Source organism: Natrialba sp. SSL1, assembly GCF_001861355.1.
GTDB lineage: Archaea > Halobacteriota > Halobacteria > Halobacteriales > Natrialbaceae > Natrialba.
On sequence record NZ_MASN01000001.1, the window covers coordinates 58,296 to 78,453 of the forward strand.

Below are 20,158 nucleotides of genomic sequence, written 5' to 3' on the forward strand. Positions count from 1 at the left end.
TGGCCCGCTACCGGTTGGTATGAGCCGTGACCGGGCTCTTCTCGAGCGAGCCCTGGACCGTGGCGAACAGGACGGTGGCAGCGTCGAGTTCAAGGAACGGCTTTCACGTGACGTTCATCTCGAGAGTGGGCGACGCGAGAGCCTGGCCGCCCAACTTCGACACCGATTGCTCTCCGGTGACGGAGAGGCGACCTACGTCGTCGGCGTGACGGACGACGGCGGACTCGCCGGCATCGACCCCGATACCTTCTCCGAGACGATGGACGTTCTCTCGTTGCTCGCCGAGGAGGCCGACGCACACATCGATGACGTCCAGACCTGGGGTGTCAACCAGGGCCTCGTCGGCGTTGCAACGATCAACGAAGGCAGCGTCCTCGAGACGGACGACGAACACGTCGTCGTCGGTACTGCAGGACACGTCGACCACGGCAAGAGCACGCTCGTCGGCTCGCTCGTCACCGGGAACCCGGACGACGGCGACGGCGCAACGCGTGCGTATCTCGACGTACAGCCGCACGAAGTCGAGCGCGGGCTCTCGGCTGACCTCTCCTACGCGGTTTACGGCTTCGACGAGGATGGTCCCGTCCGCGTCCGCAACCCGAACCGGAAGGCAGACCGTGCAGGCGTCGTCGAGGAGGCAGACCGCCTCGTCTCGTTCGTCGACACCGTCGGCCACGAGCCGTGGCTCCGAACGACGATTCGCGGGCTCGTCGGGCAGAAACTCGACTACGGACTACTGGTCGTCGCTGCCGACGACGGCCCGACCCGTACGACCCGCGAACACCTCGGCGTCCTGCTCGCGACCGAACTCCCGACGATCGTCGCGATCACGAAGACCGACGCCGTCAGCGAGGAGCGCGTCGAGGAAGTCGAACGCGAGGTCGAGGACCTTCTCCGGGAGGTCGAGAAGTCGCCGCTTCGCGTCGCCCGCCACGGCGTCGACACCGCAATCGAGGAGATCGGCGAGCGCGTCGTTCCGATCGTCGAGACCAGCGCCATTACGATGGACGGTCTCGATACGCTCGACGAACTCTTCGACCGACTCCCCAAGACCTCGCAGGACACCGGCGAGTTCCGGATGTACGTCGACCGCAGCTACTCGGTGACCGGCGTCGGCGCAGTCGCCTCGGGAACTATCAAATCCGGCGAAGTCGAGGCCGGCGACGAACTCCTGATCGGTCCGATGCCTGACGGCCGCTTCCAGGAAGTCGAAGTCCGCTCGATCGAGATGCACTACCACCGGGTTGACCAGGCCCAGGCCGGCCGCATCGTCGGCATCGCGCTCAAGGGCATCAAAGAGAGCGCAATCGAACGCGGGATGGTCCTCCTACCACAGGACGCCGATCCGGACCCAGTCCGCGAGTTCGAGGCCGAAGTCATGGTACTCAACCACCCGACCCGGATCGGCGACGGCTACGAACCCGTCGTCCACCTCGAGACGATCGGCGAGGCAGCCGCGTTCCACCCCGACGAAGGCCGGCTGCTTCCGGGCGATACGGGCGAGACCAGCGTCCGGTTCAAATTCCGACCGTACCTCGTCGAGGAGGGCCAGAAGTTCGTCTTCCGCGAGGGCCGGAGTAAGGGCGTCGGGACGGTCACTGACGTCCAGCCACTCGAGTAGTACCGCTCGCATACCACGCGGGTACACTACCCGAACACGACATCCGCGCATGGCATCCGCACACGTCACCGGAACACGGTCACCCCGCGGCCCCATCGTTCTGTTCCGACACACTTTTCGACTAGCTGCCACCTCGTTCGGCCATGCTCCCTGACTCCCCGTCGGATCGACTGTGGTGGGCGATCAGTGAATCGGTCGTCCTCTTTGGCATCTTCCTGTTCTGGGTCGCCGTCACCACTGTCATGACGATCGCGATCAGGATCTTCTTCGTTCCCTTCGAACTGCTCGGATTCGTCGCGCCTCCTGCGCCCGCGTTTGTCCAGCCGATAACCGGTTTCTGGAGTCTTGTCGTTCCGCTGGCGGTGCTCACGTCGTTGCTCTATATCATCGTTCGTGGCGGGACGCTGCTCATCGATTACTACGAGGATCACGGCGGTCGACACGACCGTCAGGATCCGCACGAGACCCACGATCAGCAACCCCACCAGTCGAGCTAATCGTCCCCGATCCGACCCACTCCCACCGGGTGATCACCGATTACCGTTCCACCCAACGTCACCGCATCCGGGTGCATGAAGAGAATCACGTCCTCCGGCATCGAAACATCCGTCCAGAGCTGGCGTTCGAGAAACGGCATCGACTCGACCGCGAGCTCATCGGCCAGCAGGCGGCGCTCGAGTACCCGCCGATTGTTCGGATGGAGGTAGAACTCGCAGGTGGTCGGGTCGGTCCGTGACTCGAGTGCGTCGAACAACTGTCGGCAGACGTCGATCACGTCGGGTGCGTCGACGGTGACGAGCGACGGCTCAGGGCCGTCTGTCCTCCCAGTCTCACGGATTTCGTCGACGACGGACTGGAAGTTGATCGCGTGGTTGGTCATAGTGTGATCTGCGCAGCAATCGAGTAAAGTCGGCCGATTCCTGGTTCCTGCTCCTGGCTCTGAAACGTCGACGCAACGCTAGCAAGTGACGGTGAATCCCGGACTTCAGACCCCGGACCTCAGACTCCGGACTTCGGACTCACCACGGCGTCGTCGCCAACTCTTCGAGCGAGCCTAGCGTGTGCGTGGGTTCGGGAGTCGGCTCCGACGGCGCGTCGTCGGTCGCTGGAATCCACACCGACCGCAGTCCAGCTGTCCGAGCGCCCGCGATGTCCGACGAGAGCGAGTTCCCGATGTAAACCGCACGCTCCGGCGTGGACTCGAGTTGCTCCAGTGCGAGGTCGAACGGTTCGGCCGCGGGTTTCGGCGCTGTGTCGTAGCCAGCGCAGACGACGGTCTCGAACCGGTCGTCGAGACCGATCGCCTCGAGTTTCGTCCGCTGCATTTTGGGTGGGCCGTTCGTGATCAGCCCGAGCCGGTACTCTCCAGCGAGTTGGTCGACGACCTGCCGTGCCCCTGGCAAGGGTTCGATGCGCTCCTGGTCGCGAAGTTCCTCGAACGCATCCGCGACTGCCTCGCCCGCTGCGCGGTCGTGGCCCGCGGTGACGGTTAGATCGCCGAAACACTGCCGTCGAAGGTCGAGAATATCCGTACTGTCCGCGAGGTAGTCGCGGTAGCGGTCGTAGTACGCGCCGATGTCCCAGCACTGCGCGACGCCGGCGCGCTCGAACGCCGCCGCGAGTACCTCCTCGCCGTCCTGGCTGTAGGTACACAGTGTGTCGTCGAGATCGAAACAGACGACGTCGGTATCGTTCGTCTCAGTCACGGCTGCTGAATTGTCGCGGGTCCCGATAAAACGCGCTGTCTCCGATCGACGTCCACGCTCGATCCCAGCCTACGGTGTGGCGGTACTGATCTGGTACCGGGGTTCGTCCTCGCTTGTAACCTGCTCCGCGAGTTCGAGTAGCGCAGCCCACTCGAGTACCCTCCCCACGCGCTCCCGTTGCACCGGTCGGCGCGAGGCTGCATCGACGCGTTCCGTGACGGTCGCCGCTGACAGCGGTTCGGCAGCAGCGCCGAGTACGTCGAGTACTGTCTGAGCGCCGTGGACACGGTCCTGAAACGCCGTCTGGATCGGGGCCAACTCGAGTTTCTGTTCTGCCCGGCGATAGCCTTCCGCTCCGTCAACGGCGAGTTCGAGCGCGCGAAGGAAGGTGAGCCAGGTTGCGGCGTCGTCGCGGTCTCGGATCTGAATTTGTCTCCCCGCGCTCTCGTTACTCCGATCCAGCACCCGCGCACAACAGTCCGGCGTGTCTGCCGCCTCGGCCTCCGTGGCCGGAAGGGTGGCCCGGACTGTGGCGATGGACTCGAGTACGTCCGCAGCGTCGTGGGGTGGCTCTGGAATCGGTTTGAACGTGAGGGACATGTGCTGTGTTGTGGTGTTGGAGCAGGTTCAGCGAGTGTGGGCGCGGATGAGCGTGGGTGAGTGTGGGTGAGTGTGGCTGTGTTCGTGCGCGTGGCTGCTCAGAGGTCGAACGACTCGGCAACGAGCTCCTCGTCGCGCTCGCCGTGGACATAGGTTGGGCCGCCGAGCACGTCGATCGTCACCGTCGCGGGTGCGAACAGATCCGAGGGCACTTCCTCGAAGTCCCAGTCGAGGTCGTCGAAGATATCGCCGAACGGCCTGCCGTGCTCGTCGGCGGCCGTCGACGGCACCGAGTCGAAGATGTCCGCGTCCTCGCGAACGGTGATATGTGCCGAGCCGCCGTAGGCGATTGCATCGTTCGTGCGCGCGATGGCCGTCCGCTCGTCCTCGGGCACTGGTGCAACCGGCGCGCGGCCCGTCGCCGAGACGATATCGTGCAGGTCGTACCCCAGTTCGGCGAGCCGGAACGTCGCAAGCTCGGCCGCGCGTGCGGCGTTCGTGATACTCCCGGCGAGGCTCGCTGTCGGGTAGGCGAGCAGGAAGACGCTGCTCGTCTCGACTTCCGCGAGCTCGGCGACCTGTTCGGCTGCGGACTCGGTCGGGTGATCTTCGGTCTCGACGGCGAGTGCCGTCAGGTCGAACGCGTCCGTGTAGCCGACGCGGCGGAACTCCTCCTCCTCGGCGACGAGCGCCCGTGCAGGCCCGCTGCCGAGCCCCTCGAAGTCCTCAGTGATGAGCTCCCAGCCGGCTTTCTGCGAACAGAGCAACGAGAGCGCTGGCTGGTCGGTCGCCAGCTCAATGTACGGGATCGTCGCACCGCCGAGTTCGCCCAGTTCGTAGCTCGGCGTCGCTAGCCCCGCCGTCTGAATCTCCGTCAGCAACAATCCCGCCTCGATCCCACCGTCGAACTCGAGTCCGAAGTCGAGCACGGTCGACTCGGTGTCGAGATCGTAGCCGCCGATGTTGAGTTCCTCGGCGTACTCGAGGGCTTCGTCGACCAACTCGATCGCCATTCGGTTGAGACTCTCCATAGGCTACGCTTCAGCGTCCGGCATAAAACAGTTTGCCAGTTCCAGTCTGACTTGCGTCAGACGCTCGGTGCGGACGGAGGGGTTGTCGCAGTGAATTGATGTCAGGCCGCTGGCTCGTAGCCAGCGTCGGCGATGGTGTCCGCAATTGTAGACTCGTCGATAGCCGCGTCGTCGTGTTCGACGCGGACCTCGTCTGCCTCGTGGTTCGCCGTCACGGACGAAACGCCCTCGAGCGACTCGACGGCGTCGATAACGTTCGATTCGCAGCCCCCGCAGGACATGCCGGTTACCTCGAGTGTCGTCTGTTCCATACGCGTCGTTTGTGCCAGTTCTGGTTGAACCTTGCGCTCACAGCGGTGGTCTCCTCCAGCTAGTGATCCTCCTCGTCTGTCGGCCCTACTCGTCCGTGTTCGTCGGTTCCCGTCCCAACTCGGCCGCGACGGCATCGACCTTCTCGGCCGCGGTCACCTCACGCGTGCGCTTATCATCGATTTTCAGCACGGTGCTCACACGATCTCCGTCGACAGCATCGTGTGCCGCCTGCGCCGCCGCAAAGAGTTCGTCCGTGCTCTCGGCTTCGATCACGGTCCCCATCGGATTCGTCTCGTACTCGACGTCGTACTCCTCGAGTGCGTCGACTGCCTTCGCGACCTCCGCGGACATGCTGTCTTCGATTACCGGTGCAACGCTCAGGAGTGCGATTACGGTCATAGCGGTTGTCTCTCACCACGTTCGGTGTTATCCTAAAACCGTCCCCTTGGAACTTGGAACCGTGTGGCCACTCACGGGTCTGCCGTTGATCTGACTGTCACTCCTGGCTTCAAAAAACGCACCAGAATACCGCCCATACCGCCCACAACCCAGCGGCGCGTTAGCGCTGTGGCTGCGGTCGTGGCCGACCTGCACTCGCCTCCGAGGGCGGGTAGATAATCACGTCACCGTTCGCGTACACGTACACCTCGTGCTCGAGTGCCGTGAACGCGACGTGGCCGCCGGATCGCTCGGTGCCATCTGCCTTCGACGCGAACAGCCGGTTGAGCGCGTCTGGATCGACGCTATCGTACAGGGAGAACTCCCCCTGAGACACGTCGGTGTCCGCGATCGACGAGAGCGCGTGGACGATCGTCGTCGTGATTAACGCGGTTCCGTCGGGGTCGTGCTGGAAGACGTACCGGTCGTTCGTCTGGTCGTACTGGTGATCGGCCGCGCCGTCTGCGGGTGAGCATTCCGTTTGCATAGGAGAAGTGGTGCGGTCGTCTATACCCTCGTATCTCGTTCTGGCATAAAACTCACTCGGTCGTGATATCGGTTGACATTCCTGACCACATGTGCTGCTGACTGGTTCGTTTCCGTGGGCCTCTCGCCAGGCGAGGACTGGCGGGTTTTGAGACACCGTACTCGAGTTGGTTTCGGACTGAGCAGAGGGCAGAAGCGGAGTTCGCGGCTGGTGCAGATGGAGTACAAACCGGCAGTTGGATGAACAGCCTCCGTCAGAACACTGCGCTGGCTGGGATTTGAACCACGGATAGATGGTCGTCTCACTCCGTTCGCTGTGCGGGCTGTGACTTCTCTCGTTCAAATCCAAGAACGATTTCTCCGAACACGAGTACTCGCACTGCTACGCAGTGCTCGTGATGTTGTGTTCGGAGAAGTGCGCTGGCTGGGATTTGAACCCAGGTTGTGACCATGGCAAGGTCACGTGATACCACTACACTACCAGCGCCCTGCTGCACTTACACCTACTGCCGGATGGATGTATAAGGGTTGCGAATCGATCCGGCATCGGCATGCCTGCCCATGACGAGATTCTTGGCTCGGGCCACCCGATTGCGGAAATATTTTCCGAGATGGATAACTGAGGCAACTACTCACCGAAACCAAGTGTGTGCCTGTTCGGCACGAATTCACGAGTGTGAGCCGTTCACAGCCGCAATCGAATCCGCTATTCTTTTAAGACCTTGAGCGCAACACATCGCTACAGTCTAGTGACGCGGCGCCGAAGCGTCACGGCATGACCGTCAGCGTACTCGTGCCGTCGTCGCTCACTCGGGAGGCCGAGGACAAACGCGAGGCAACTCGCAAGCTCGGATACGTCGCCCGCGCGGCGACGATCTTCCGTGTTGACCGCCTCATCGTCTACCCAGATCGGGAAGGCGACACGGGGCGATTCGGCGACGGATTCGTAAGCACCGTCTTGCGATACGCCGCAACGCCCCCATACCTCCGCAACGAGGCATGGGGGATGCGCGACGAACTGGAGTATGTGGGCGTACTGCCCCCGCTCCGCGCCACGTCACAGACCGGCTCCGAATCAGACGGTTCGGGGTCGTTAAGACAAGGGATCGTGACCGAGGTCGGACCTGATCAACGCGTGCGGGTCAATTGCGGCTTGCAACACCCGATCTCCCTCAACGTACCGCCGAAAATGGCGGTCTCCGAGGGAGAGCGCGTGACTATCAGGATCTCTTCGCGACGACCGGTCCGGGCGAAACTCGTCGACGAGCCCCTCCCGGGGCTTACCGTCGAGCGGACGGACCTTCAGGCGGCTCTCAGCCGTGAGGACGCCGGCGTTCGAATTGCGGCTTCCCGATTCGGTGCAGAACTCACCGTCGGGCGGCTTGGAACGCTGGCCGGACACACAGAACGCGATACTACCCGCGACGGATACACAATCGCGTTCGGTGCGCCCGAAAGAGGGCTGCCTGCCATCCTCGAACTCGAGGATACCACCGTCGAGTCGTTGTCGGCATGGCCATCGTGGCTTGCCGGGGACGAAGACGGAGTCGAACCCACATCGGCAGCCGGCGACGACGATACTGTCGCTGCAGAGACCGATGCAGATGCAGCCGATCCAGGAGGGTTCGACCTCTGGCTGAACACGGTTCCGGACCAGGGAAGCGACGTCGTGCGAACGGAAGAAGCTCTGTTCGCGACGCTCGCTCCCCTCTCACTCAGAGAGTGATAGAATGCCACAACCAAACGCACCACGCAAAGGCTCACTCGGGTTCGGCCCACGACAGCGCGCCTCCTCGGAGGTTCCGCGCTTTAACTCGTGGCCGGACGACGACGGACAGCCGACGCTCCAGGGCTTCGCGGGCTACAAGGCCGGCATGACCCACGTTGTGATGGTCGACGACAAGTCGAATTCGCCGACCGAGGGAATGGAAGAGACCGTTCCCGTCACGATCGTGGAGACGCCGCCAATGCGCGCCGTCGCCCTGCGTGCGTACGAAGACACGCCATACGGTAAGCAACCGGTCACCGAAGTCTGGACCGACGAGTTCGTTCCTGAACTCGACCGCGTCCTCGACCTTCCCGGTGACGACTATGACACCGACGCTGCCGCGGACGAGCTCCGCGGACTCCTCGAGGAGGGACGCGTCGACGACGTTCGCGTCATCACGCACACGGTTCCGGGGGACGTTCCCTCGATGCCGAAGAAGAAACCGGACGTGATGGAGACGCGCGTCGGCGGCGGCTCTGTTGAGGAGCGCGTCGACTACGCCCTCGAACTGGTCGAGGAAGACGGTGGCGAGCACGTCATGAACGACGTGTTCCGCGCCGGCGAGTACGTCGACGCCAGCGGTGTCACCAAAGGAAAGGGGACCCAGGGTCCCGTCAAACGCTGGGGCGTCCAGAAGCGCAAGGGCAAGCACGCCCGGCAGGGATGGCGCCGCCGCATTGGCAACCTTGGCCCCTGGAACCCGTCCCGCGTCCGGTCGACGGTCCCACAGCAGGGACAGACCGGCTACCACCAGCGGACGGAACTGAACAAGCGCCTCGTCGATATCGGCGACGGTGCCGACGCGACGGTCGACGGCGGCTTCGTCAACTACGGCGAAGTCGACGGACCGCACGTGCTGATCAAGGGCTCGCTCCCCGGGCCGAACAAGCGCCTCGTGCGCTTCCGCCCGGCGATCCGACCTGGAGACCAGCCACGCCTCGATCCCGAGGTTCGCTACGTCTCCACCGCATCTAACCAGGGATAACACATGGAAGCAACAGTACGAGACCTGGACGGCTCCGACGCGGGTTCGGTCGACCTCCCGGCGGTCTTCGACACGCAGTACCGCCCGGACCTGATCGCCCGCGCCGTTCGCGTCGCCCAGGCAAACCGCAAACAGGACTACGGTGCCGACGAGTTCGCCGGCAAGCGAACGCCGGCCGAATCGTTCGGCAGCGGCCGCGGCATGGCCCACGTCCCACGACAGGATGGACGCGCACGACGCGTCCCGCAGGCTGTCAAGGGTCGCAAGGGTCACCCGCCGAAGGCCGAGAAGGACTGGTCTGAATCGATCAACACGAAAGAGAAGAAACTGGCCGTCCGCAGCGCTATCGCTGCGACGACCGACGCCGAAATCGTCGCCGAGCGCGGTCACGCGTTCGATGACGACGCCGAGATTCCGGTCGTCGTCTCCGACGAGTTCGAAGACCTCCACAAGACACAGGAGGTCGTCGAGTTCCTCGAGGCAACAGGCCTTGAGGCCGACATCGAGCGCGCAGACGAGGGTCGAAGCGTCCGCGCCGGACAGGGGAAAGCCCGTGGCCGGAAGTACAAGACGCCGACATCGATCCTCTTCGTCACGTCGAGCGAGACCGGCCCGTCCCGTGCGGCCCGGAACCTCGCTGGCGCAGACGTCGCGACGGCCGCCGAGGTCAACGCGGAAGATCTTGCCCCTGGCGCACAGCCAGGTCGACTGACCGTCTGGACCGAAAGCGCACTCGAGGAGGTGGCAGACCGATGAGCACACTGATCGAACACCCGCTCGTGACGGAGAAGGCGATGAACGACATGGACTTCGAGAACAAGCTCCAGTTCGTCGTCAATCCCGACGCCACCAAGCCCGAGATCCGCGACGAAGTCGAAGAGCGCTTCGAGGTCTCGGTCACGGACATTAACACACAGGTAACGATGAAGGGCAAAAAGAAGGCAATCGTCAAACTCGCCGAGGATGACGACGCCCAGGAAGTCGCCTCGCGCATCGGGGTGTTCTAACGATGGGACGACGCATTCTCGGACAACGACGTGGTCGCGGTACCTCCACGTTCCGTGCCCCGTCGCACCGATACAAGGCGAAGCTCGACCACAAGAAAGAGGAAGACGACGACGTGATCCGCGGGACTGTCGTGGACATCGAACACGACCCAGCCCGCTCTGCACCCGTCGCAGCCGTTGAGTTCGAAGACGACGACCAGCGGCTCGTGCTCGCCCCCGAGGGTATCTCGGTCGGCGAGGAGCTGCAGGTTGGTGTCTCGGCCGAGATCAAGGCCGGGAACACGCTCCCACTCGCAGAGATTCCGGAGGGTGTCCCGGTCTGTAACGTCGAGGCAAACCCGGGCGACGGCGGTAAGTTCGCCCGTTCGTCGGGTGTCAACGCGGACCTGATCACCCACGACCGCAACGCTGCGGTCATCCAGCTCCCAAGCGGCGAGGTCAAGCGCCTCGATCCGCAGTGTCGTGCAACCATCGGCGTCGTCGCCGGTGGCGGTCGCACGGAGAAGCCGATGGTCAAGGCAGGGAACAAGTACCACAAGATGAAGGCCCGAGGCACGAAGTGGCCTCGCGTCCGCGGTGTTGCGATGAACGCCGTCGATCACCCATTCGGTGGTGGCGGCCGCCAGCACCCCGGCAAACCGAAGTCCGTCTCGCGGGATGCCCCGCCAGGGCGGAAGGTCGGTGACATCTCCTCGCGCCGTACCGGACGAGGTGGAAACAAATGAGTCAGGAGTACCGAACCGGCCGTGAGGGTGAGGAGTTCACCTACCGCGGTCACACGCTCGACGAGCTGCAGGATCTGGAGCTCGAAGAGGTTGCGGAACTGCTGCCCGCACGCAAGCGGCGAAGTATCACGCGCGGTCTCTCCGTTGAGAAGCAGAAGCTCCTGGAGAAGGCCCGCGGCAAAGACGAGCAGGAGACGGCAAACGCGCCGATCCGCACGCACCTGCGCGACATGCCGGTGCTGCCGGAGTTCGTCGGACTGACCTTCGAGGTCTACAACGGCCAGTCCTTCGAGCGCGTTCGCGTCGAGCCCGAGATGATCGGACACTATCTCGGCGAGTTCCAGCTGACCCGCACGTCCGTCGAGCACGGACAGGCAGGAATCGGTGCAACTCGCTCGTCGAAGTTCGTCCCACTGAAGTGATCCACGCATGGGAATCAACTACTCAGTCGACGCGGACCCGGACACAACCGCGAAAGCGATGCTTCGGGAGCGTCACATGAGCCACAAGCACAGCAAGGAGATCGCCCGCGAACTCAAGGGCCGAACCGTCGGCAACGCGCAGGCGTACCTCCAGGACGTCATCGACGAGAAACAGTCGGTGCCGTTCAAGTCGCACAACACCGGTGCCGGCCACCGATCTGACATCGAGGGCTGGGACGCGGGCAAGTACCCGGAGAAGGCCTCCGAGGCCTTCCTCGACCTGCTCGAGAACGTCGCAGCCAACGCCGACAGCCAGGGATTCGACGGCGAATCCATGGAGATCGCCCACGTCGCCGCCCACAAGGTCGGCGAATCGGTCGGTCGAAAGCCCCGCGCAATGGGGCGTGCCTCGGCGTGGAACACGCCGCAGGTCGACGTCGAGATCGTCGTCGAAGATGTCGACGAGACTGCCGAGGAAACCGAGGACGCGGAGGGTGACAACTAATGGCTGACGAACAACAGTTCATCGAAAACGGCCTGCAGCGGTCCCAGATTGACGAGTTCTTCCAGGAAGAACTCGGCCGCGCGGGCTACGGTGGCATGGACGTCGCCAAGACGCCGATGGGAACCCAGATCGTCCTCAAGGCAGAGAAGCCCGGGATGGTCATCGGCAAAGGTGGCGAGAACATCCGGAAAGTGACGACCGCACTCGAGGAGAAGTTCAATCTCGAGGACCCACAGATCGACGTGCAGGAGGTCGACGAACCCGACCTGAACGCACGCATCGTTGCGGACCGTCTCGCAAACGCACTCGAGCGCGGCTGGTACTTCCGAAAGGCCGGTCACACGACGATCGACCGGATCATGGAAGCCGGTGCGCTCGGTGCAGAGATCGTCCTCTCCGGGAAGGTCACGGGTGCACGCTCGCGCGTGGAGAAGTTCAACCGTGGCTACATCAAGCACAACGGCGAGCCTGCAGAGGAAATCGTCGACGAGGGCCAGGGAACGGCCGTCATGAAGCTTGGCACGATCGGTGTTACGGTGAAGATTATCCCGCCAAACGCCGAGCTGCCGGACGACTTCCAGATTCACGAGGACATGGATCCGGAAGAGCTCGTCCCCGAAGCCGTCGAGGCCAACGAGGCCGAAGGTGTCGAGGATCTTCTCGAGGGCGAACCCGAGGAGGCCGAGGCAGCCGACGAGGGCGTCGAAGCTGCAGCCGACGAAACTGTCGAGACCGCAGCGGACGACGAAGCGGAGCTCGACGAGGAAGTCGTCGAGGAAGTCATCGAAGAGGAAGTTGCGGCTGACGATGATGAAGACGACTCTGATGCTGACGCCGATGCCGATGCTGACGCTGACGACGAAGACCTCGAGGAACTCGAGGAGGACGTCGAGGCAGAGGCTGAGGAACTTGTCGAGGAGATGGAAGCGGACGCTGACGCCGACGCCGACGCTGACGACGAAGGAGGTGACGCCTGATGGCAATTCTCCACGTCGAAGAAATCCGCGACATGACGCCCGCCGAACGCGAGGAGGAACTCGATGAACTCGAGACGGAACTGCTGAACCAGAAGTCCGTTCTCGCCGCCGGTGGTGCGCCGGAAAATCCTGGCCGAATCGGCGAACTCGGCCGGACGATCGCGCGGATCAAGACGGTCCAGCGAGAAGAAGGCGACCTCGACGACGAATAACAGAGAGAGATTACAATGGCACTGACACCCGAGACACTGCCGCGACACGAACTCAACGGACTGCCGGTCCGCGTCGTCGAGAGTGACGACGATGTCCGCGAGGGACTCGAGGGGCGGGTCGTCATCGAGACGACCAACACCCTCTCGATCGAAGTTCGACGCGACGGCGAGTCTCGGGTCGTCATGGTGCCAAAGTCGGGCTCGGTATTCGAGTTCGCGATCACAGATGAAGCCGCCGACTCCGCGAAGGAGTCGGGGACCGCGTCCAAACTGGCCGACACTCAACCTGGCGAGACCGAGCAATCGGAGACGCCGGACTGTGCTGGCGAGGGCGTGGCCTACGTTACGGTCGATGGATCGCGGTTGCTCTCACGACCCGCCCGACGCACGGAAACAAGTGGTGACTCACCATGGCAATAGGACTAGACGTTGAAACCCCTCCGGAACCAGCAAACCCGGAGGAATACGACTACGAGAAGTGTCCGTTCTACGGCGAGCTCTCCGTTCGAGGTCAGATCCTCGAAGGACAGGTCGTCTCGACGGACATGGACAAGACCGTAGTCGTCGAACGAGAGTACGATGTAGCGGTTCCGAAGTACGACCGCTACATGAAGCGACGCTCGCGCATTCCGGCACACGTGCCGGGTGTGCTCGAGCCGCTCTCGGTCGGTGACACGGTCAAGATCGCAGAGACCCGACCACTGTCGAAGACGAAATCGCACGTGGTCGTCGAAGTAACTCAGGAAGCGACTGCCGAGGACGTGGCAGCGCTGACCGGCGAGAGCGAGCCGGACCCACAGCTGTCCGCCGACGATCTCGGCGGCGAGGACGCTGAGGACGAAGGTGATGCCTAATGGAGGCAATGAAAGCCGACGTCACCCAGGGACTCAAGAAGGGCTCGCTCGTGACGTGTGCCGACAACACCGGCGCACGTGAGCTCAAGGTCATCAGCGTCTCGGGATACCACGGCACCAAGAACCGCCAGCCGAAGGCGGGACTCGGTGACAAGGTCACGGTCTCCGTGACCAAGGGTACCCCGGAGATGCGCCGCCAGGTTCTCGAGGCCGTCATCGTCCGCCAGCGGAAGTCGATCCGCCGACCGGACGGCACGCGCCTGAAGTTCGAGGACAACGCGGCGGTCATCATCGACGAGAACGAAGAGCCCCGCGGTACGGAGATCAAGGGGCCGATCGCCCGCGAAGTCGCAGAGCGCTTCGGAGCAATCGCATCTACCGCGACGATGATCGTCTAAGGATAGTTATGAGCAAACAACCACACAAACAGCGAACCCAGACGGAGCGTGCGCCGCTGCACAAGCGACAGAAGCAGCTTCACGCGACGCTCTCGGACGAACTCCGCGAGGAGTACGACACTCGTCGAACCCGCGTCAACGCGGGGGACACAGTCGAGGTCATGCGCGGTGACCACGCTGGCGAGGAAGGTGAAGTCCTTCGAGCGATCCTTGAAGACGGCACCATCCACGTCGAGGAGGTCACGGTCGAGACGGCAGACGGCGAAGAGGTGCCACGTCCGCTCGACCCATCGAACGTTCGCATCACCGAACTCGACCTCGAAGACGAGCGTCGCGAGGCACGCCTCGAAGGCGATGCAGACGACGCAGAAGGTGATAGTGAATGACGAAACACCAGAAACGACTGTCAGTACCGAAATCCTGGCCGGTCGAACGCAAGACTGAGGTCTTCACGGTCAAGGCCGGCGCTGGTCCCCACGGCGAAGAGGGTGTTCCCCTCGTCGTCCTCCTGCGGGACGTACTCGGCTACGTGGACTCGAAGAAGGAAGCGCGATACGCGCTGTCCGAGGACTCGATCCTCATCAACGGCGAACCGATCAACGACGAACAGCGTCCGATCGGTATCTTCGACATCATCGCGTTCCCCGGCCGCGAGGAGTACTACCGCGTCTTCCCCGACGAGGGAGGCCGCCTCGCACTGACCGAGATTGACGCCGAATCGGCAGACAGCCGCCTCGGCAAGATCGAGGGCAAGCAGCAGATCCCGGGTGGCGACACCCAGCTGACGCTGCACGACGGGACCAACGTCCTCGTCGACGAGGACGACTACGGTGCCAAGGACTCGATCGTCGTCGACAACGACGACAAGTCGATCGTCGCCCACTTCCCGTACGAAGAGGGCGCGCTCGTGACGGCCATCCGTGGTAACCACGGCGGCAAGATCGGCGAGATCGTCGATATCGAGGTCGCTCAGAGCAGCGGATCGAACATCGTCACCGTGGAAACGGAGGACGGTGCCTTCGAGACCGTCGAGGAGTACGTCGTCGTCATCGACGAGAACTTTACGGGTGATGACGAATGAGCGAAGCCGACAGCGGATTCCACGAGATGCGCGAACCGCGCGTCGAGAAGGTCGTCGTCCACATGGGCGTCGGTCAGGGTGGTCGCGAACTCGGCAAGGCAGAAGACATCATCGAAGAAGTCACCGAACAGCAGAGTGTCCGTACGCAGGCAAAGCGGACCGAGCCTGACTTCGGTATCCGCCAGGGCGACCCGATCGGGACGAAGGTCACCCTTCGCGGAACGGACGCGTACGACTTCCTCGAGAAGGCACTGCCGCTCGCGACGCTGTCCGCGACGCAGTTCGACGACACGGGCAATTTCAGCTTCGGCGTCGAGGAACACACCGAGTTCCCGAGCCAGGAGTACGACCCGAACGTCGGGATCTACGGGATGGACGTCACCGTCAACCTGGTCCGTCCAGGCTACCGCGTCGCCAAGCGCGACAAGGCAAGCCGTTCGATCCCGTCGAGTCACCGACTCACCCCCGAGGACGCAATCGCGTTCATCGAGGCGAACTTCGACGCAGACGTCTCCACGGAGGACGACGATGAGTGAAAGCGAACAGGGACCGGAAACGGAATCGGAAGCGACTGACGCAGGCGACCGCACCGGAGAGCACGCCGCAAAGCGCACCGGACAGGAAGCGGCCTGTCAGCGCTGTGGCCGCAAACAGGGGCTTGTCGGCAAGTACGACATCAACCTCTGTCGCCAGTGCTTCCGCGAGATTGCCCGCGACATGGGATTCAAGAAGTATCGATAATATGACTGGAAACGATCCACTCAGCAACGCGCTCTCGGGACTCGACAACGCCGAGAGCGTGGGGCATCTCAGCCACGAGGTAACACCCGCCTCGAACGAGATCGGCAGCGTACTCGAGGTCTTCTACGACCGCGGGTACATCGACGGCTTCGAGTACGTCGACGACGGTAAAGCCGGTCAGTTCGAGGTCGAACTGAAAGGAGCGATCAACGAGTGTGGCCCCGTCAAGCCCCGCTACAGCGCCGGTGCTGAAGACTTCGAGAAGTGGGAGAAGCGGTTCCTCCCGGCTCGAGACTTCGGCGCGCTGGTCGTCACGACGAGTGACGGCATCATGAGCCACTACGAGGCTCGTGAGAAGGGGATTGGTGGCCAGGTGATCGCATACGTCTACTAACCATGCGAGTTGAACTGGACATCCCCGACAACGTAACCGTCGAGATCGACCACCTCGACGTGACCGTCGACGGACCGGAAGGCAGCGTTACCCGCCGCCTCTGGTACCCCGACGTAAGCGTCGACGTGGAGGACGACACCGTGGTTATCGAAAGTGACGCCGAGGACGCGAAGACGAACGCGACCGTCGGCACCTTCGAAAGCCACATCCAGAACGCCTTCCACGGCGTGACCACCGGCTGGGAGTACAAGATGGAAGTCTTCTACTCTCACTTCCCGATGCAGGTCCGCGCCGAAGGCGACGAAGTCGTCATCGAGAACTTCCTCGGCGAAAAGGCAGCGCGACGTACGACTATCCACGGTGACACCAACGTCTCCGTCGACGACGAACGCCTCGTCCTCTCCGGTCCGAACAAGGAGGACGTCGGCCAGACGGCGGCAGACATCGAGCAATTGACGAAAGTCAAGGGCAAGGACACCCGCGTCTTCCAGGACGGGGTCTACATCACCGAAAAACCCGCCGCAGGAGGTGCCTGATAGATGGCAGACGAAGACGACAGTCCACAGGAACTCGAGGACATCAGCGGCGTCGGTGCCAGCAAGGCAGACGCCCTTCGTGAGGCCGGCTTCGAGTCCATCGAGGACGTCAAGGAAGCCGACCAGGACGAACTGGCAGAAGCCGACGGCGTCGGCAACGCGCTCGCAGCGCGTATCAAGGCTGACGTCGGCGATCTCGAGGTCTCGGAGGAGACCGAGGCCGAGATCGAAGACGAAGGCGTCGACGAAGCTGACGAAGAAGTCGACGACGACGTCGAAACCGAACTGCAGGCCCGCGGCCTGACCGAGAAGACGCCGGAGCTTTCCGACGAGGAAGAACGGCTCCTCCAGCGCCGCAAGAGCGAAGGCAAGCCGCAGTTCAACCGACAGGACTACCACAAGAAAAAGCGCACGCCGGAATCCTGGCGACGCCCACGCGGTCAGCTCTCGAAGCAGCGCAAGGGCGTCAAAGGCAAGGGCCCGACGGTCCAGGCCGGCTACCGCACCCCAGAATCCGTTCGGGGCAAGCACCCGAGCGGCTTCGAGGAAGTCTACGTCGAGAACGTCGACGACCTCGAAGGAGTCGACGGCGATACGGAAGCGGCCCGTATCTCCTCCTCCGTTGGCGCACGCAAGCGCGAACGTATCGAGGAAGTCGCCGAAGACCAGGGCGTTCGCGTCCTGAACCCAACGTACGAAGAGGTCGAGGTGGAATCCGATGACTGATCTGTCCGCACAGAAACGACTCGCAGCCGACGTCTTAGACGTCGGTCAGAATCGTGTCTGGTTCGACCCTGACTCCCAGGCTGACATCGCCGAAGCGATCACCCGTGACGAGATCCGCGAACTCGTCCAGGACGGTCGCATTCAGGCGAAAGACGCCACGGGCAACTCCCGCGGCCGCGCACGTGAGCGCAACGCAAAGCGTGCCTACGGCCACAAGAAGGGGCCCGGCAAGCGCCGCGGCAAGAAGGGCGCACGCCAGAACGAGAAAGACGACTGGCAGAACAAGATCCGCGCACAGCGACGGAAGCTGCGCGAACTCCGCGACAAGGGCGAACTGACGCCCACGCAGTACCGCGAGCTCTACAAGAAAGCTGGCGGTGGGGAGTTCCGTAGCGTCCGGTACCTGTTGAACTACATCGACGAAAACTACGGTGACCAATAATGGCGACAGGACCACGATACAAAGTGCCGATGCGGCGTCGCCGTGAGGTCCGGACGGACTACCACCAGAGGTTGCGCCTGCTGAAATCGGGTAAGCCCCGCCTCGTTGCCCGCAAGAGCAACAAGCACACTACGGCGCAGCTGATCGTTCCCGGACCTCAGGGGGACGAGACGCTCGCAAGCGCACACTCGAGTGATCTCGAGGAGTACGGCTGGGACGCACCCACGAGTAACATTTCCGCGGCGTACCTGACCGGCCTGCTGGCCGGCCAGCGCGCCGTCGAGAACGGTGTCGAGGAGGCAGTCCTCGACATCGGCCTCAACACGGCGACGCCCGGTAACAAGGTGTTCGCAGTGCAGGAAGGTGCAATCGACGCCGGTCTCGAGATCCCGCACAACGATAGCGTGCTCGCAGACTGGTCGCGTACCCGCGGCGAACACATCGCCGAGTACGCAGCACAGCTCGATGAGCCGCTGTACAGCGGCGACTTCGACGCAACAGAACTGCCAGAACACTTCGACGAGGTACGAGAGGCGATTCTCGAATGAGCAACTACAACGACAGCGGATGGGAACCCGTTACCCGTCTCGGTCGGATGGTTCAGGAGGGCGAAATCGACACGATGGAGGCCGCCCTCAACTCCGGACTCCCGCTCAAGGAGCCCGAACTCGTCGACCAGCTCCTCCCCGGACTGGACGACGAAGTGCTGGACATCAACATGGTCCAGCGTATGACCGACTCCGGACGACGCGTGAAGTTCCGTTGTGTCGTCGCCGTCGGCAACCGCGATGGCTACGTCGGCTACGCGGAAGGCCGAGACGACCAGGTCGGGTCTGCCATCCAGAAGGCAATCGGTATCGCGAAGCTGAACATCATCAAGGTCCCGCGTGGCTCCGGTTCGTGGGAGGACCGTTCGGACCGTCCACACTCGCTGACCCGCCAGACGACCGGCAAAGCCGGCTCCGTCGAGGTCGAGGTCATTCCAGCTCCCGAAGGGCTCGGACTCGCCGCGAGTGACACGGTTCACGCCGTCCTCGATCTCGCCGGCATCGAAAACGCCTGGACCAAGAGTCACGGCAACACCCGCACGACGGTGAACCTCGCGAAGGCGACGTTCAACGCACTCGAGAACGCTTCGCAGTCGCGCCAGCCACAGATTCGCGGAGCCGCTGACAGTGACAGCGACGAAGCCGAGGTGGCTGACCAATGAAGGCCGTCGTCCAGGTCCGTGGTGAGGTAAACCGCAACCAGGATATCCAGGACACCCTGGAGATGCTCAACATCCACGAAAACAACCACTGCGCGCTCATTCCCGAGACCGACACCTACGTCGGCATGGTCAACAAGGTCAACGACTTCGTTGCCCACGGGGAGCCTGACGCCGAGGTACTCGAGACGCTGCTCGCCAAGCGAGCGGAGCCACTCGAGGGGCGCCAGTCCGACGTGGACGAGGAGTGGCTCGCCGAGAACACCGACTACGACGAGTTCGGTGCGCTCGCCGAGGCGCTACTCGAAGAGGAGACGACGCTTCGCGAGCAGGGACTGTCGCCGACGCTGCGACTGCACCCGCCGCGTGGCGGTCACGACGGGATCAAGAAGCCGACCGCGGAGGGCGGCCAACTCGGAAAGCATACAACCGAGGAAATTAACGTCCTGTTAGAATCGATGCGATAACAATGACGAGTAAAAAACGACGCCAGCGTGGATCGCGCACCCACAGCGGTGGCTCCCACAAGAATCGACGTGGAGCAGGCCACCGTGGTGGACGCGGACGCGCCGGGCGAAGCAAACACGAGTTCCACAACTACGAACCGAAGGGCAAACACGGCTTCAAGCGACCGCAGGGGATCCGCGAGAACGTCGCGGAGATCGACATCCAGAAACTGGATGAAGATGCGATCCTCTACGTCGCCGAGGATGAAGCCGAAGAGACTGACGACGGCTACCGACTCGACGCACGCGATATCGTCGAGGATGGTCACGAGGTCGACGTCGTCAAGGTGCTTGGCTCCGGACAGGTCCGGAACGCACTCGAAGTGACGGCTGATGCCTTCTCCGATGCAGCCCGCGAGAAGATCGAGGCTGCCGATGGCGAAGCCGTCCTTTCCGAGCGTGCACAGGAAGCAGCCGAAGCAGCGGCGGAAGCCGACGCTGAAGACGCCGACGACGCCGAACAGGACGAGGAGTAACA

33 protein-coding genes and 1 tRNA gene are annotated in these 20,158 nt (G+C 63.1%); 26 read left to right on the forward strand and 8 right to left on the reverse strand.

The genetic code is table 11. The features are described from left to right. The first annotated feature begins 19 nt into the window (after positions 1 to 19). Positions 20 to 1,621, forward strand: coding sequence for a GTPBP1 family GTP-binding protein (locus BBD46_RS00265; protein WP_071399785.1), 1,602 nt, complete (start codon positions 20 to 22; stop codon positions 1,619 to 1,621). Positions 1,622 to 1,764: 143 nt separating this feature from the next. Beyond that, positions 1,765 to 2,118 (forward strand): hypothetical protein, encoded by a 354-nt coding sequence (locus BBD46_RS00270; protein ID WP_071399786.1) that lies wholly within the window; start codon positions 1,765 to 1,767, stop codon positions 2,116 to 2,118. Here BBD46_RS00270 and BBD46_RS00275 read toward each other — a convergent pair. From BBD46_RS00275 to BBD46_RS00310, 8 genes are all read right to left on the reverse strand, one after another. Then, complete coding sequence (locus BBD46_RS00275) at positions 2,115 to 2,501, reverse strand: hypothetical protein (RefSeq protein ID WP_071399787.1); 387 nt, start codon at positions 2,499 to 2,501, stop codon at positions 2,115 to 2,117. The genes BBD46_RS00270 and BBD46_RS00275 overlap by 4 nt on opposite strands. A gap of 139 nt (positions 2,502 to 2,640) precedes the next feature. Then, a complete protein-coding gene (locus BBD46_RS00280; RefSeq protein ID WP_071399788.1) occupies positions 2,641 to 3,327 on the reverse strand; it encodes an HAD family hydrolase in 687 nt (228 codons plus the stop codon). A gap of 69 nt (positions 3,328 to 3,396) precedes the next feature. Next, positions 3,397 to 3,927 (reverse strand): hypothetical protein, encoded by a 531-nt coding sequence (locus BBD46_RS00285; RefSeq protein ID WP_071399789.1) that lies wholly within the window; start codon positions 3,925 to 3,927, stop codon positions 3,397 to 3,399. Positions 3,928 to 4,025: 98 nt separating this feature from the next. After that, complete coding sequence (gene mch / locus BBD46_RS00290; protein ID WP_071399790.1) at positions 4,026 to 4,958, reverse strand: methenyltetrahydromethanopterin cyclohydrolase; 933 nt, start codon at positions 4,956 to 4,958, stop codon at positions 4,026 to 4,028. Positions 4,959 to 5,059: 101 nt separating this feature from the next. Next, positions 5,060 to 5,269: a heavy-metal-associated domain-containing protein gene (locus tag BBD46_RS00295; protein WP_071399791.1), complete on the reverse strand. Its 210-nt coding sequence runs from the start codon at positions 5,267 to 5,269 to the stop codon at positions 5,060 to 5,062. Between the two features lie 85 nt (positions 5,270 to 5,354). Next, on the reverse strand, positions 5,355 to 5,669 hold the full coding sequence (locus tag BBD46_RS00300) for an MTH1187 family thiamine-binding protein (RefSeq protein ID WP_071399792.1): 315 nt from the start codon (positions 5,667 to 5,669) through the stop codon (positions 5,355 to 5,357). Positions 5,670 to 5,829: 160 nt separating this feature from the next. Further along, positions 5,830 to 6,195 carry a HalOD1 output domain-containing protein gene (locus BBD46_RS00305; RefSeq protein ID WP_071399793.1) on the reverse strand — a complete coding sequence of 122 codons (366 nt, stop codon included), beginning with the start codon at positions 6,193 to 6,195 and terminating at the stop codon, positions 5,830 to 5,832. A 415-nt stretch (positions 6,196 to 6,610) separates the two neighbouring features. Next, positions 6,611 to 6,681: transfer RNA gene (locus BBD46_RS00310), tRNA-Gly, on the reverse strand. Positions 6,682 to 6,969: 288 nt separating this feature from the next. Between BBD46_RS00310 and BBD46_RS00315 the strand changes: the two genes are divergently transcribed. From BBD46_RS00315 to BBD46_RS00430, 24 genes are read left to right on the forward strand one after another with little or no spacing between them, the layout of a single operon-like run. Next, entirely contained in the window at positions 6,970 to 7,920 is a 951-nt protein-coding gene (locus BBD46_RS00315; RefSeq protein WP_071399794.1) for a putative RNA uridine N3 methyltransferase, read from the forward strand. A gap of 4 nt (positions 7,921 to 7,924) precedes the next feature. Then, the gene (locus BBD46_RS00320) at positions 7,925 to 8,947 is read left to right on the forward strand and encodes a 50S ribosomal protein L3 (RefSeq protein WP_006651522.1); all 1,023 of its coding nucleotides are present in this window, start codon (positions 7,925 to 7,927) and stop codon (positions 8,945 to 8,947) included. A 3-nt stretch (positions 8,948 to 8,950) separates the two neighbouring features. After that, positions 8,951 to 9,703 (forward strand): 50S ribosomal protein L4, encoded by a 753-nt coding sequence (rpl4p, locus tag BBD46_RS00325; protein ID WP_071399795.1) that lies wholly within the window; start codon positions 8,951 to 8,953, stop codon positions 9,701 to 9,703. Next, positions 9,700 to 9,954, forward strand: coding sequence for a 50S ribosomal protein L23 (locus BBD46_RS00330; RefSeq protein ID WP_004213654.1), 255 nt, complete (start codon positions 9,700 to 9,702; stop codon positions 9,952 to 9,954). The genes rpl4p and BBD46_RS00330 overlap by 4 nt, the downstream gene beginning before the upstream one ends. A gap of 2 nt (positions 9,955 to 9,956) precedes the next feature. Further along, entirely contained in the window at positions 9,957 to 10,679 is a 723-nt protein-coding gene (locus BBD46_RS00335) for a 50S ribosomal protein L2 (RefSeq protein WP_071399796.1), read from the forward strand. Continuing rightward, positions 10,676 to 11,101, forward strand: coding sequence for a 30S ribosomal protein S19 (locus BBD46_RS00340; RefSeq protein ID WP_071399797.1), 426 nt, complete (start codon positions 10,676 to 10,678; stop codon positions 11,099 to 11,101). Before BBD46_RS00335 ends, BBD46_RS00340 begins: the two co-directional genes overlap by 4 nt. A 7-nt stretch (positions 11,102 to 11,108) precedes the next feature. Next, positions 11,109 to 11,606: a 50S ribosomal protein L22 gene (locus BBD46_RS00345; protein ID WP_071399798.1), complete on the forward strand. Its 498-nt coding sequence runs from the start codon at positions 11,109 to 11,111 to the stop codon at positions 11,604 to 11,606. Then, positions 11,606 to 12,583 carry a 30S ribosomal protein S3 gene (locus BBD46_RS00350; RefSeq protein ID WP_071399799.1) on the forward strand — a complete coding sequence of 326 codons (978 nt, stop codon included), beginning with the start codon at positions 11,606 to 11,608 and terminating at the stop codon, positions 12,581 to 12,583. Before BBD46_RS00345 ends, BBD46_RS00350 begins: the two co-directional genes overlap by 1 nt. Continuing rightward, positions 12,583 to 12,795, forward strand: coding sequence for a 50S ribosomal protein L29 (gene rpmC / locus BBD46_RS00355; RefSeq protein WP_071399800.1), 213 nt, complete (start codon positions 12,583 to 12,585; stop codon positions 12,793 to 12,795). The genes BBD46_RS00350 and rpmC overlap by 1 nt, the downstream gene beginning before the upstream one ends. A gap of 15 nt (positions 12,796 to 12,810) precedes the next feature. After that, entirely contained in the window at positions 12,811 to 13,215 is a 405-nt protein-coding gene (locus BBD46_RS00360) for a ribonuclease P protein component 1 (protein WP_071399801.1), read from the forward strand. Continuing rightward, positions 13,206 to 13,649 (forward strand): 30S ribosomal protein S17, encoded by a 444-nt coding sequence (locus BBD46_RS00365; RefSeq protein WP_004213667.1) that lies wholly within the window; start codon positions 13,206 to 13,208, stop codon positions 13,647 to 13,649. Before BBD46_RS00360 ends, BBD46_RS00365 begins: the two co-directional genes overlap by 10 nt. Beyond that, the gene (locus BBD46_RS00370; protein WP_004213668.1) at positions 13,649 to 14,047 is read left to right on the forward strand and encodes a 50S ribosomal protein L14; all 399 of its coding nucleotides are present in this window, start codon (positions 13,649 to 13,651) and stop codon (positions 14,045 to 14,047) included. The genes BBD46_RS00365 and BBD46_RS00370 overlap by 1 nt, the downstream gene beginning before the upstream one ends. A gap of 8 nt (positions 14,048 to 14,055) precedes the next feature. Beyond that, positions 14,056 to 14,433, forward strand: a complete 378-nt coding sequence (gene rplX / locus BBD46_RS00375; protein ID WP_071399802.1) for a 50S ribosomal protein L24 — start codon at positions 14,056 to 14,058, stop codon at positions 14,431 to 14,433. Beyond that, positions 14,430 to 15,128 carry a 30S ribosomal protein S4e gene (locus tag BBD46_RS00380; protein WP_071399803.1) on the forward strand — a complete coding sequence of 233 codons (699 nt, stop codon included), beginning with the start codon at positions 14,430 to 14,432 and terminating at the stop codon, positions 15,126 to 15,128. The genes rplX and BBD46_RS00380 overlap by 4 nt, the downstream gene beginning before the upstream one ends. After that, positions 15,125 to 15,664 (forward strand): 50S ribosomal protein L5, encoded by a 540-nt coding sequence (locus BBD46_RS00385; protein ID WP_006651534.1) that lies wholly within the window; start codon positions 15,125 to 15,127, stop codon positions 15,662 to 15,664. Before BBD46_RS00380 ends, BBD46_RS00385 begins: the two co-directional genes overlap by 4 nt. Next, positions 15,657 to 15,869 carry a 30S ribosomal protein S14 gene (locus BBD46_RS00390; RefSeq protein ID WP_004213682.1) on the forward strand — a complete coding sequence of 71 codons (213 nt, stop codon included), beginning with the start codon at positions 15,657 to 15,659 and terminating at the stop codon, positions 15,867 to 15,869. The genes BBD46_RS00385 and BBD46_RS00390 overlap by 8 nt, the downstream gene beginning before the upstream one ends. Position 15,870: 1 nt before the next feature. Next, on the forward strand, positions 15,871 to 16,263 hold the full coding sequence (locus tag BBD46_RS00395) for a 30S ribosomal protein S8 (protein ID WP_006651535.1): 393 nt from the start codon (positions 15,871 to 15,873) through the stop codon (positions 16,261 to 16,263). 2 nt (positions 16,264 to 16,265) lie between these two features. Then, positions 16,266 to 16,799: a 50S ribosomal protein L6 gene (locus tag BBD46_RS00400; RefSeq protein WP_071399804.1), complete on the forward strand. Its 534-nt coding sequence runs from the start codon at positions 16,266 to 16,268 to the stop codon at positions 16,797 to 16,799. A 3-nt stretch (positions 16,800 to 16,802) separates the two neighbouring features. After that, positions 16,803 to 17,525 carry a 50S ribosomal protein L32e gene (locus BBD46_RS00405; protein ID WP_071399805.1) on the forward strand — a complete coding sequence of 241 codons (723 nt, stop codon included), beginning with the start codon at positions 16,803 to 16,805 and terminating at the stop codon, positions 17,523 to 17,525. Further along, on the forward strand, positions 17,518 to 17,967 hold the full coding sequence (locus BBD46_RS00410; RefSeq protein ID WP_006651538.1) for a 50S ribosomal protein L19e: 450 nt from the start codon (positions 17,518 to 17,520) through the stop codon (positions 17,965 to 17,967). The genes BBD46_RS00405 and BBD46_RS00410 overlap by 8 nt, the downstream gene beginning before the upstream one ends. Continuing rightward, positions 17,967 to 18,515, forward strand: coding sequence for a 50S ribosomal protein L18 (locus BBD46_RS00415; protein ID WP_006167995.1), 549 nt, complete (start codon positions 17,967 to 17,969; stop codon positions 18,513 to 18,515). The genes BBD46_RS00410 and BBD46_RS00415 overlap by 1 nt, the downstream gene beginning before the upstream one ends. Next, entirely contained in the window at positions 18,512 to 19,177 is a 666-nt protein-coding gene (locus BBD46_RS00420) for a 30S ribosomal protein S5 (RefSeq protein WP_071399806.1), read from the forward strand. The genes BBD46_RS00415 and BBD46_RS00420 overlap by 4 nt, the downstream gene beginning before the upstream one ends. After that, positions 19,174 to 19,641 carry a 50S ribosomal protein L30 gene (gene rpmD, locus BBD46_RS00425; protein ID WP_071399807.1) on the forward strand — a complete coding sequence of 156 codons (468 nt, stop codon included), beginning with the start codon at positions 19,174 to 19,176 and terminating at the stop codon, positions 19,639 to 19,641. Before BBD46_RS00420 ends, rpmD begins: the two co-directional genes overlap by 4 nt. Positions 19,642 to 19,643: 2 nt before the next feature. Then, entirely contained in the window at positions 19,644 to 20,156 is a 513-nt protein-coding gene (locus BBD46_RS00430) for an uL15m family ribosomal protein (RefSeq protein ID WP_071399808.1), read from the forward strand. Positions 20,157 to 20,158: the final 2 nt, after the last annotated feature.